10 protein-coding genes are annotated in these 11146 nt (G+C 67.8%); 2 read left to right on the top strand and 8 right to left on the bottom strand.

Going from position 1 to position 11146, the window contains the following annotated elements; genetic code table 11:
- Positions 1-43 precede the first annotated feature (43 nt).
- Together JQ639_RS29265 and JQ639_RS29260 are read right to left on the bottom strand one after the other, a co-directional pair.
- Complete coding sequence (locus JQ639_RS29265; protein ID WP_211962991.1) at positions 44-1153, bottom strand: alpha/beta fold hydrolase; 1110 nt, start codon at positions 1151-1153, stop codon at positions 44-46.
- 416 nt (positions 1154-1569) lie between these two features.
- Complete coding sequence (locus JQ639_RS29260) at positions 1570-2247, bottom strand: nitroreductase (RefSeq protein ID WP_211962989.1); 678 nt, start codon at positions 2245-2247, stop codon at positions 1570-1572.
- Positions 2248-2638: 391 nt separating this feature from the next.
- Here JQ639_RS29260 and JQ639_RS29255 point away from each other — a divergent pair, with 391 nt between their 5' ends.
- A complete protein-coding gene (locus JQ639_RS29255; RefSeq protein ID WP_211962988.1) occupies positions 2639-4984 on the top strand; it encodes a DEAD/DEAH box helicase in 2346 nt (781 codons plus the stop codon).
- Between the two features lie 273 nt (positions 4985-5257).
- On the opposite strand, the gene JQ639_RS29250 is transcribed toward JQ639_RS29255, so the two are convergent.
- The 6 genes from JQ639_RS29250 to JQ639_RS29225 form a co-directional block, all read right to left on the bottom strand.
- The gene (locus JQ639_RS29250; protein WP_211962986.1) at positions 5258-5743 is read right to left on the bottom strand and encodes a MaoC family dehydratase; all 486 of its coding nucleotides are present in this window, start codon (positions 5741-5743) and stop codon (positions 5258-5260) included.
- Positions 5744-5830: 87 nt separating this feature from the next.
- On the bottom strand, positions 5831-5995 hold the full coding sequence (locus tag JQ639_RS29245; protein WP_211962984.1) for a hypothetical protein: 165 nt from the start codon (positions 5993-5995) through the stop codon (positions 5831-5833).
- A 38-nt stretch (positions 5996-6033) separates the two neighbouring features.
- Positions 6034-6639, bottom strand: a complete 606-nt coding sequence (locus JQ639_RS29240) for a cupin domain-containing protein (protein ID WP_211962982.1) — start codon at positions 6637-6639, stop codon at positions 6034-6036.
- A gap of 40 nt (positions 6640-6679) precedes the next feature.
- On the bottom strand, positions 6680-7552 hold the full coding sequence (locus JQ639_RS29235) for a carbohydrate ABC transporter permease (protein WP_211962980.1): 873 nt from the start codon (positions 7550-7552) through the stop codon (positions 6680-6682).
- A 1-nt stretch (position 7553) separates the two neighbouring features.
- Positions 7554-8444, bottom strand: coding sequence for a carbohydrate ABC transporter permease (locus tag JQ639_RS29230; RefSeq protein ID WP_211962978.1), 891 nt, complete (start codon positions 8442-8444; stop codon positions 7554-7556).
- Positions 8445-8452: 8 nt separating this feature from the next.
- Complete coding sequence (locus JQ639_RS29225; RefSeq protein ID WP_211962976.1) at positions 8453-9796, bottom strand: ABC transporter substrate-binding protein; 1344 nt, start codon at positions 9794-9796, stop codon at positions 8453-8455.
- Between the two features lie 205 nt (positions 9797-10001).
- On the opposite strand from JQ639_RS29225, the gene JQ639_RS29220 reads away from it, so the two are divergent.
- Positions 10002-11039 (top strand): LacI family DNA-binding transcriptional regulator, encoded by a 1038-nt coding sequence (locus JQ639_RS29220; protein ID WP_211962974.1) that lies wholly within the window; start codon positions 10002-10004, stop codon positions 11037-11039.
- The last annotated feature ends 107 nt before the right edge of the window (positions 11040-11146 follow it).

Raw genomic sequence — 11146 nt, 5'->3', positions numbered from 1 at the left:
AGTCAGTCTGAGCATTTCCGCACGTGATCCAAAATCGACGCGATCAATCGGTCGTGCCCTGTTCTCGATTGATGAAGGCGAGAACCTCCGGCCAGATGGCGTCGTGTTGCTCCCAGAGCCCGTGGTCGCCGCCGGGAACGCGCAGAAGCTGAATGGCCGGGTTGGCGGCGACCATGGCTTCGCTCTGGGCGATGGGGACGATGCGGTCCTCCTCCCCATGGATCAGCAGGGTCGGCGCGACGATGCGGCTGGCGCAAGACACCGGTGAGCAGCGCGCAATGTTGTCAGGCGTCACGAAGTCTTCGAGATAATCCCTGATGCCATTTCCCTCCGCCTGTTGCGGCCAGGCCTGGAGATCGGTGCAAGGAAAGTAGGCAATGACGAATGCGAAAGGCCGGTCTCGCGCCGCAGCCAGCAGCGCGACCTGGCCGCCCTGCGAATAGCCCAGCACGCCGATGCGTGTCAGCCCGGTCTCGCGTTGAAGCCAATCGGCGGCGCACAAAACGTCATCCTGCTGGCGCAGCCCCTGATCCTCCCGACCGGTCGAGCCGAGCCATCCACGCTGAGACAAGCACAAGGCGGTCCAGCCGGCAGCGGCTAGCTGTTTGCCAGTACCAACCGTGTCGACCGCGCTGCTGGCGTAACCGTGCAGCACAATGACCGCTCCGCGCGACGCAGCCTCGGGCCGAAACAGATAGCCGCCCAGGACGACATCCGGATCGGCTCCGGCAGCGCGCACAAGGGTTGCATCGGACCGTTCGGGCAGATCGTCCCATGCGTGCGCAATGCTGATCCAGATGCCCGGCGCACCGGGAACGGCGAGCACACACCCATAGTATCCGGGAGCGATGAACTTGGACGCGGGCTTTTCGACAACCGGCCATCCCGCCTGCAGCGCCGTCGCGTGGATCGCATCAACGACCTGGCGCGAGCCAGCGCGGAGCATGACGACGAGCCCCCGCGACGCTTCGGCCGCCTCCTGCACCAGCAGTTGTGCCTGATCGCCAGCCCACAGCACACATCCGGGCCATTCACCGATCCTTCCAAAGCCAAGAGGATGAAGCAGCGCACGCCAGAACGCCATCGTGTCGCTCAGGCTGGTGACCGATACGGTGATCGAGGCAATGCAACCTGGCGAGCTCGGAAAGCGCATGCAAAGACCCAACTGACTATTCCGCCGGCCCAAACTGCAGCCAGGGAGCCATCATAGATTGGGGCCGCGCCAAGATCGAGCTTGAGCCTTGTGGCAGTCCGCACGTCTGGCGAGGTCTGCGGTCGTGCCGTGATCAGCTCCGGCCAACGCGCTGGGACGGAGGGACCACGCTCCTTCCCCGCCTGGCGTTGACGCAACCGAGCCACGGCTGTCCAGCGGGCTTTGAGCGCGGGTCGTACTCACTCCGTCATTGACCCGGCAATCCAGCTTTCTCACCGCATAGCGAGAGGTCCTTAAGCTGGATCACCGGGGCTCGACGCTTCGCGTCGGCCCGGTGATGACGCTGAAAAATGCGGAAGCGCAGCACGTCTCTGATAACCGTGACCGGCTCGAAAAACCACGTGACCTGCCCGAGACTACCCGTCGAACCCGACGAACACCGTGGCTTCCTCGACCGACTTGCGCTCGGACACCACCGCATTGGCGGGAAACGTGTCGTCCGGCCATCCCAGCGCGATGCTCTTCATGATGACCTGGTCGTCGGCGATGCCGGCATGCTCGCGCACCACCGGCGACTGCATGATGCCCTGGCTGTTGATCACCGCGCCAAGCCCGCGCGACCACGCGGCATTGACCAGCGCGGTGGCCACCGCGCCGCAATCGAACGGCGTATCGTCGCTGCCGTCGAGCACGCGGTCGTAGGTCACGATAATGCAAACCGGCGCGTCGAACTGGCGGAAGCCGCGCAGCACCCAGTCTTGCCGCATCTCCTTGTCGTCGCGCGCGATCCCCATCGCCGAGAACAGCTGTTTGGCGACGCCGACCTGGCGGTCGCGGTGCGGGCCGGTGAACGCCTGCCCGGTGCGGAACTCGCGCGACTGCGGGATGCCCGCCACCATGCGCTCGGTATTTCCGGCGCGGATGCGGTCGAGCGGCTCGCCGGTGACGACATAGAAATTCCACGGCTGGGTGTTCATCGACGACGGCGCGCGCATCGCCAGGGTAATGATTTCCTCGATCAGCGCGCGGGGAACCGGGTCTGGCTTGTAGCCGCGGATGCTCCGGCGACCGAGAATCACGTCATCGAACTGCATTGGCCTGAAATTCCCGTGGTGAAACCTGAAGTTTTCGGGACTTTGCGGGCCACCCGGCCCGGGCGCAAGACGGGATATTCCGCTCGGCAGGCGGCCCGGCAGATTTGTTGGGCCCGCCGTCACCGGGGCCCCGACGCCCGCGAAACAGCCCCCGCTATGCCTCTGGAGGGGGCGACACGCTGGATATAGTAGGCTCATGGCCCGGCTGGGCGGCTCGAAACGTCACTTCGTGTCCGGCCATGCGCAGCTGGGCATGGCGATTTCGCCGCCATTGCCGTAAAGGAGGCGAATCCAGCCGCCACCACGTGCGGCCATCCGTGTTCCGGGCTCGCAGCCTCAGGCCCCCTGGCACGACGTTCACGGCCTGAACCAGTCTTAGGGTTTTCATCTCTTGTCATTTTCGACCACCAGTCCGTCGCTCGCCCGCGCGCTCGCCGAGCGCAACTACGACCAGCCCACCCCCGTCCAGGCCGCCGTGCTCGCGGACGACGCCGCCGGCCACGATCTCCTGGTCTCGGCCCAGACCGGCTCGGGCAAGACCGTCGCCTATGGCCTTGCGATGGCCAGCAACCTGCTCGGCGACGCCGAGCGCTTCGAGGCCGCCGGCGCGCCGCGCGCCCTGATCGTCGCGCCGACGCGCGAACTCGCCATGCAGGTCCAGCGCGAGCTGTCCTGGCTCTATCAGCATGCCGGGGGCCGCATCGTCGCCTGTGTCGGCGGCATGGATCCGCGCCGCGAGCAGCGCGAGCTCGCCGCCGGCGCCCACATCGTCGTCGGCACGCCGGGCCGGCTGTGCGACCACCTGCGGCGCGGCCGCCTCGACACCTCCGAACTCGCGGCCCTCGTTCTCGACGAGGCCGACGAGATGCTCAACCTCGGCTTCCGCGAGGATCTCGAATTCATCCTGCAGGCGACGCCGGAGACGCGCCGCACCCTGCTGTTCTCCGCGACCTTCCCGCGCGGCATCGTCGCGCTGGCCAGGCAGTATCAGCGCGACGCCTTCCGCATCGAGGTCGCCGGCGACGAAGGCGGCCATGCCGACATCGAATATCGCGCGCTGCGCATCGCGCCGGGCGATGTCGAGCACGGCGTCGTCAACGTGCTGCGCTATTTCGAGTCGCCGAGCGCGCTGGTGTTCTGCAACACCCGCGAGGCGGTGCGCCATCTGCAGGCGGCGCTGCTGGAGCGCGGATTCTCCGTCGTCGCCCTGTCCGGCGAGCTGACGCAGAACGAGCGCACGCGGGCGCTGCAGGCACTGCGCGACGGCCGCTCGCGCGTCTGCGTTGCGACCGACGTCGCCGCGCGCGGCATCGACCTGCCAAGCCTCGACCTCGTCATCCATGCCGACCTGCCGAACGATCCGGAAGTGATGCAGCATCGCTCCGGCCGCACCGGCCGTGCCGGCCGCAAGGGCGTCAGCGTGCTGCTGGTGCCGCCGGCACGGCGGCGCCGCGCCGAGCTGCTGCTGGATCTCTCCGGCGTCGAGGCGATCTGGGGCGCCGCGCCCCAGGCCGACGAGATCCGCCGGCGCGATCAGGAGCGCATGCTGCAGGACGCGATGTTCACCGACGAGACCACGCCCGACGATCTCGCCCTCGCGCAGGCGCTGCTCGCCGAGCGCTCGGCCGAGGACATCGCGACCGCGCTGGCACGGCTCTATCGCGCGCGCCTGCCCGCCCCCGAGGACGTGCTCGACCCCGGCGAGGGACGCGGCAAGGACCGTGGCAAGGAGCGCACCAGGGACCGCGACCGCCCGCGCGACGATCGCCCGCCGCGCGGCGACGATCGGGAGGACCGCCCCCGGCCGAAAGCCGGCAAGGCGCGTCATGGCATGACCGAGGCGACCGTCTGGTTCCGCGCCGCCATCGGATGGCGCAAGAACGCCGAGGCGCGCTGGCTGCTGCCGATGATCTGCCGCCGCGGCGGCATCGACCGCCAGGACATCGGCGCCATCCGCATTCACGACACCACCACCGAGTTCGAGATTTCCGAGCGCGTCGCCGAGGACTTTGCCGCCAAGGTCCGACGCCCCGACAAGGAAGACAGCATCCGCATCGAACCGCTGGCGGGCGCGCCCGCCGTGGCGCCGGCGCATCCGGTGGTCGATGACGTCGTGCCGTGGGCGGGGCAGTCCGACGCGCCGCGACATGCGCCTGAGGACCGCGGCGACGGCGAACGCCGCCACGATGGCGAGCGGGATGCGGCGCGGCCGAAGCACCGCGGCAAATCCTTTGGTGACAAATCCTTTGGTGACAAGCGCCATAGCGACAAGCCTCACGGCGACAAGCCCTACAGGGACAAGCCGCGCGGCGACACCTTCCGCGACGACAAGCCCCAGCGCGCCAAATTCCGTGACGACACGTTTCGCGACGACAAGTTTCGTGACGACAGATCCGGCGGCGACAGGTCCCGCGGCGACAAGCCGCTGCGCAAGAGCTGGTCGCCTGTCGACGAGGCCCCCCGTGGCAAGCCCTACCGTGACAAGCCACGTCGCGACGGCAACGCGGCATTCTCCGACAGGCCGGCCTTCGGGAAGAAGAAGCACGACGATGGCAATGCCGCGTTCGCGGAGAAGCCTGCCTTCAAGAAGAAGCATCGCGACGGCGACGCCGTGGTTTCGGACAAGCCGTCCTTCGGCAAGAAGAAGCCTTCGTTCGGCAAGAAGCCGCACCGCGACAAGTCCGCCCCGGCCAAGGGCGGCCATGGCAAGAAGCCGAAGCAGCGCACGCGGCGCTGAGGCGCGGGCCGCGGACGTGAGCGTGTAATGGTTTCAAGCCCGATCAACCTGAACCATCATGCGCCGATGTTGTCGAATGCGTCGTGGCCGGGCTTGTCCCTGGACTGTGGCTTCAGGTGCCAACCACACCCACTTCGTCCTTGCCGGGCTTGACCCGGCAATCCAGCTTGCTCATGACACGACGGACAGTCTCAAGCTGGATCACCGGGTCACGACGCTTCGCGTCGGCCCGGTGATGACGCTGAAAATGTGGATGCAGTGCATTTCAGATAACTACAGCCGCACGAGATAACTCTGCTCGCCACTCAGCACGCATTCGCCGCGCTGGTTGTGCACGGTGGATGCGAGGGTGAGCACGGCCGTCGAGCGCTGCGGCTTGATGCTTGCCACCGTCAGCGCGGGATAGAGCGTGTCGCCGGCATAGACGGGTTTGAGAAACTGCGACGACTGGCTGATGAAGCCGATCAGCGCCTCGCCGATGACATGGGGAAACAGCCCGGCGCCGGCGGCGGTGAAGCTGAGCACCTGCAGGCCGTGGGCGAGCAGGCCGGGATGGCCCTGGCGGCGACAATATTCGACATCGTAGTGAATGGGATGGTTGTCGCCGGACACCACCTGGAAGGCGGCGAAATTCGCCTCCGTCACCGTGCGACTCGGCAGGCGGAACACCTCGCCGACCGCGAAATCGCGCGCCGGACGTGTCGGCACGACACGGTGGGCGTCGGGATCGAACGGGGCGGCGCTGGTGTCCTCGGTCATCGCAGGTCCTCTCGTGAGATGCGCGCGGCCGGCAGCGGCCGCGGTCATGCGCACGATACGTCGCGACGGCCAGGCTGGCGAGCCGCCTCAGTGCCGGACATCGCGCCGCCGTCCGGCCGCCTCGACCAGAACCAGCAGCGCCTCGCGCAACGCCGGATCGCTCACTTTTTCGAAGGCCTTGATGAGGCGCAGCATCTGCACCGCGGTCGCCTGTTCCTCACGCGGGTCGATATCCCTGTGGTCGATCACCATCGGCGCCCTCCTTCACCATGCCGCCGCGCGCCGGCGGATCATCGCGGACTGTTGACCCTGCCGTTGTGATGCGGCGCGGCCGTTCCGGCGATGCGGCGCTGTCCGGCCGCGATCCGCGACTGAATCGCTTCCGACCATACCACGTTGCCGGGATCGCGCCCCCCGAGGATCGACAGCAGCAGCGCCGGCCTGTCGTCGAGATTTTCGAACGCGCGCATCACACCCGGCGGGCAGCAGATGCCGTCGAGATAGTCGAGCTCGACGCTCTCGCCGCCATCGGTGCCCCACGACACCCGCCAGCGGCCAGTGAGACAGATGAAGGTCTCCTCGGTGTCGTGGGAGTGCAGCGCCGCGCCGTTGCCGGGCGCGGCGCGGATGAAGTCGATGTGATAGTTCTCCGCCTTCTCGACCTTGTGCTTGAGATCCTCCTCGGCGGTGCCGCGGCCCAGCGCGCCGAGCAGCGTACGGGTGTGCCCGGGAATCGCCGCATCGATGAACGCCAGATCGCTCGACGGCAACTCGTCGAAGCGGAACACCCGCGCCAGCATCTCGTCGCGCGAGATCATCCGCGAGCGGCCGAACCAGGCGCCGATGGCGGTGTCGTAGTTTACCGCGAGTTCCTTGCGATCGCCCTTGATCTCCATGAGGGTCGTCCTTTCCGTCGGTTCGAGAAGCGTTGCAACATCATCCCTTCACCGCTCCCGCCGTCAGGCCGGTGATGATCTGGCGGGCGGCGACGAAGGTGAAGATCAGCGGCGGCAGCGCCACCAGCATGCCCGCGGCCATCAGCCGGCCCCAGTCGACGCCGACGTCGGTGATGTAGAGGTAGACCCCGTAGGGCAGCGTGCGGCTGGCGCGGTTGGTCAGGATCGAGGCCAGCACCAGCTCGTTCCAGCCGATGCGGAATGTGAAGATCGCCGCCGCGGCGAGGCCGGGCCGGAGCAGCGGCAGGATCAGCGTGAAGAACAGCCGGTACGGCCCGCAGCCATCCACGGTCGCCGCCTCTTCGAGCTCGACCGGCACCTGCTCGACGAAACCGTACACCAGCCAGATGGTGAACGGCAGGTTGAGCGCGACATACGAGATGACGAGGCCGGTAAGGCCGTCGAGATGGAGCGGCGTCAGGATGAAATAGGCGGGAATGGCCAGCACCGCCGGCGGCACGGTGCGCAGCAGCAGCGTGCCGATGGCGAGCGAGGAACGGCCGCGAAAGCGGAAACGCGACAGCGCATAGGCGCACATGGTGCCGAACACCAGCGTCAGCAGCGTCGCGGCGATGCTGACGATCACGCTGTTGGCGAGATAGCCGAGGAAACGGCCCTCAAGCACACTGCGATAGTTTTCCAGCGTCGGCACCGCGAGGAAGGTGAAGCCTCCGAAAGTCTGGCTCTGGGTCTTGAGCGAGGTCGACAGCATCACCAGGATCGGCAGCACCGAGAACGCGGCGAGCAGCGCCAGCACCGCGAAGCGCAGCGCATCGCCGGGGCGCGGCACGGTGAACCGCGCCACGGGCGCATCGAGGACGACAGGCAGCTCGCGGACGGCGGCGTCCTGCATCTCAGCCTCCCCTGCGCCGCATCGGATGGCGCCATGCCAGCAGCAGCGCGCTGAGCACCGTGGTCACCACCAGCAGGCACACCGACAGCGCCGCCGAATGTCCCATGCGCTGGGTGACGAACGCCGACTTGTAAATGTGCAGCGAGAACAGCTCGGTCGCGAGCCCCGGCCCGCCGTTGGTGAGGGCGTAGACCACCTCCAGCCCGCGCAGCGCATCGATCAGCCGCATCAGCACGGTGATCATCAGGATCGGCATCAGCAGTGGCAGCTTGATGTAGCGGATGATCTGCAGTGGCGAGGCGCCGTCGATGCGTGCCGCCTCGACCGCGGACGGATCCAGCCCCTGCAGACCGGCCAGCGCCAGGATGAACACGAACGGCGTGAATTGCCAAATGTCGGTGATGCACAGCGCGGCAAAGGCGAGGTCCGGCTCGGCGAGCCATGCCGGCTTCCATCCGGCGAACCCGAGCAGCGCGTTGACCGGGCCGACATTGACATCGAACATGTAGCGCCAGATCAGCCCGACGCAGATCGGCGCGATCATCATCGGCAGCACGAACAGCGTGCGGAACACGCTCATGCCACGGATCGGCTTCTCCAGCAGCAACGCCAGCGCGACGCCGAGCCCCATCTCCACGGCGACGACGACGGCTGCGAACTGCAGCGTCACCAGCATCGAGGTGCGGACCGAGGCATCCGCCAGCGCCTCGGCGAGGATCGCAAGACCACGGAACGCCTGGGGCGTCGGCGTCTCGCCGAGCCGCACCTCGTAGAACGACAGCCGGACCGCCTCGACCACCGGATAGAACAGGCCGAACAGCATGATCAGCACGGCCGGCGCCGCAAACACATACGGCGCCAGCCTGCGGTCGAAACCGAGACGCCCGAGCATCGCCGCCCTCAGGTCTTGTGGTAGCCGGCGCGCGTCAGGACCGCCTTGATCTCCGATGCGGCGGTCTCCATCGCGGGCCCGATCTGCGCCTTGCCGGTCGCAATCTCCGAGAGCCGCAGGCCCAGCACCTTCTCGGAAATCTCGGTCCATTCGTTGATGATCGGGCGCCAGTCGGGATTGGAGATTTCCAGGCACTGGCGATAGACATCGACCGGATAGATCTTCTTCACATCCGGATGATCGAGCGTCGCCCAGCGCGTCGGCTGGCCGCCCTGCGCCGTCACCCGCACATCCTGCGCCGCCGCCGTCATCCACTGGATGAAGGCGAACGCTGCGTCGCGCCGGCCCGAATTCCTCGGGATCGCCATGCCGAAACCGCCGAGTTCGCCGGAATGGCGCACCGCCTTGGGATGCACGAGATAGCCGACGGTGTCCGCGACCTTCGAGCGCGCCGGATCGCGCGCCGGCCCGAAGATCGAGATGGTGTCGCAGTACATCGCCGCCTGCCCCTGCAGGAAGGCATTCATGCACTGGCCGAAATCGAACGCGGCGCCGCCGGCGGGGCCAGTGTCGATGAACGTCTTGTAGACCTCGGTGGCGCGGATCGCCGGGGCGGCCGCGACCTGCGGCATGAAGCGGTCGTCGATAACCTCGCCGCCATAGGGCGACAGATGGTTGAGCCAGCCCGCCGTCACCTGGTGGCCGGCCTGCGCGCGCTGCGCGAGGCCGCCCATGCCGGCTTCCTTGTCCTTGATGACGCGCGCGGCGGCCAGCATCTCGTCATAGGTGCGCGGCGGCGTCAGGTCGTGTCTGGCGAAGACGTCCTTGCGATAGGCCAGCACGCTGCACTCGGCGCCGTAGGGAATGCCGTAGAGCTTCGCGCCCGGCCCGGGCAGATAGCCGCGCGGGCCGCCGACGAGGCCGAGCCCTTCATAGTAGGCCTTGATGATGCCGGCGCGGTCGTAGTCCTTCATCGCCAGCCGCTCGTCGGCGAACAGCGGCTCCAGCTCGGTCAGGAACTGACGCTGGACATACTCGGTCTTCCACATGATGACATAGACGACGACGTCGTAGTCGCCCTGCGGCTTGCTCATCTGCAGCACCTGCGCGTCCTTCATCCGCAGGTACTGCATCTCGTCGAGCTCGACCTTGATGCCGGTGGCGGCGGTGAAGTCGGGCAGCAGCTTCTTGGCGACCTCGTAGTGCGGATGCGCCGGCCAGTTGACGACGATGGTCTGGCCTTTCAGGGCCGCCCAGCCACTGTCCGCGGCGCGGGCCACGACGGGCGCGGCGAACGCCGCCACCGCCGATCCGAGTGAAGCCTTGAGAGCCGTGCGACGTGAAATGCCCATCTCGTCCTCCCCTGTGGTCTTCTCCTGACGCGCGCATGGCGGTGATGCCCGCCGTCCGCTCGCCGATAATCCGGGCGATCGCTGCAATGCGCGCCCCGGGCGTTTGCGCCTCTGGCTTTCTTCTTATGTTATCGATAACATCGATGACGGCCCGCGACAAGTCGCTACCCTCGCGGGAACCCGACTCAAACGATTGCACGAAGCCATGACGCGCCGCCCCAAGATGTCCGACGTCGCCCGGATCGCCGGCGTTTCCGCCATGACGGTGTCGCGGGCGCTCAAGCAGGACAGCGCGGTGTCGCCGGAAACGCGCCAGCGCATCCTCGGCATCGTCAGGGAGATCGGCTACGTCCCGGACCAGATCGCGGGCAGCCTGTCGTCGCAGCGCTCGGGCTTCGTGGCGCTGCTGGTGCCCTCGCTCAACAATCCGCATTTCGCCGAAACCGCGCACGCGCTCGCCGACACGCTGCAGACCGCCGGGCTGCAGATCCTGATCGGCTATACCAACTACGAGAGCGATCGCGAGGAACCGCTGCTCGCCACGCTGCTGCAGCGCCGCCCGGAGGCGGTGGTGCTGGTGTCGGACGGTCATTCGGCGCGGTCGCGCACGCTGTTGCGCAAGGCCGCGATTCCGGTGGTCGAGATCTGGGACTGGCCGAGCCATCCGATCGAGCACGTGGTCGGCTTCTCCAACGCCGATGCCATCGCCCGCACGGTGCATTTCCTCGCCGCGCACGGCCACCGCCACATCGCCTATCTCGGCGAAACCAACGACCGCGGCACCCGCGGCGCGCGCCGCCGCCAAGGCTTCGTCCGCGCCATGGAGGACCTCGGCCTGCCGGCGCTGCTGCACGATGAGGCCGCCCCGCCGATCAGCATGCTGCAGGGCCGCGCCGCGCTGCCGCGCATGCTGGCGCAGTGGCCGGACCTCGACGCCATCGTCTGCGTGTCCGATCCGGCGGCGTTTGGCGTGCTCACCGAGGCGCAGGCGATGGGCATCGACGTGCCCGGCCGTCTCGCCGTGGTCGGCTTCGGCGACTTCGAGGTGTCGCGCTGCTGCCTGCCGGCGCTGACCACCACGGTGGTCGACGGCCCGCGCATCGGCCGCGAGACCGGGCAGTTGCTGCTGGAGCTGCTCGGCCACGCCCCGCATGACGACCGCGGCGCGGCGACCGGGGATCGCAAGCCGCGCCGCATCCGCATCGACACGGCGCTGGCGCCGCGCGGCACCACCCGCGCCTGATCCCCGTCCCCGCCACGCGGCCATTGCACCGCCCGGGCCGAAACCTCTATGATGTTATCGATAACACAAATCGCGCCCCGGGTCGCGGCGCGCACACGCATGGAGGC

Origin of the sequence: Bradyrhizobium sp. U87765 SZCCT0048 (assembly GCF_018131225.1) — a bacterium.
Classification (GTDB): domain Bacteria; phylum Pseudomonadota; class Alphaproteobacteria; order Rhizobiales; family Xanthobacteraceae; genus Bradyrhizobium_A.
Note: the sequence above shows the minus strand (reverse complement) of the source record. Positions and strands in the feature narration are given on the sequence as shown.

Coding starts and splice junctions, on each gene's coding strand:
- JQ639_RS29265 (WP_211962991.1), bottom strand. CDS start 1,153: ATGCGCTTTCCGAGCTCGCCAGGTTGCATTGCCTCGATCACCGTATCG.
- JQ639_RS29260 (WP_211962989.1), bottom strand. CDS start 2,247: ATGCAGTTCGATGACGTGATTCTCGGTCGCCGGAGCATCCGCGGCTAC.
- JQ639_RS29250 (WP_211962986.1), bottom strand. CDS start 5,743: ATGACCGAGGACACCAGCGCCGCCCCGTTCGATCCCGACGCCCACCGT.
- JQ639_RS29245 (WP_211962984.1), bottom strand. CDS start 5,995: ATGGTGATCGACCACAGGGATATCGACCCGCGTGAGGAACAGGCGACC.
- JQ639_RS29240 (WP_211962982.1), bottom strand. CDS start 6,639: ATGGAGATCAAGGGCGATCGCAAGGAACTCGCGGTAAACTACGACACC.
- JQ639_RS29235 (WP_211962980.1), bottom strand. CDS start 7,552: ATGCAGGACGCCGCCGTCCGCGAGCTGCCTGTCGTCCTCGATGCGCCC.
- JQ639_RS29230 (WP_211962978.1), bottom strand. CDS start 8,444: ATGCTCGGGCGTCTCGGTTTCGACCGCAGGCTGGCGCCGTATGTGTTT.
- JQ639_RS29225 (WP_211962976.1), bottom strand. CDS start 9,796: ATGGGCATTTCACGTCGCACGGCTCTCAAGGCTTCACTCGGATCGGCG.
- JQ639_RS29220 (WP_211962974.1), top strand. CDS start 10,002: ATGACGCGCCGCCCCAAGATGTCCGACGTCGCCCGGATCGCCGGCGTT.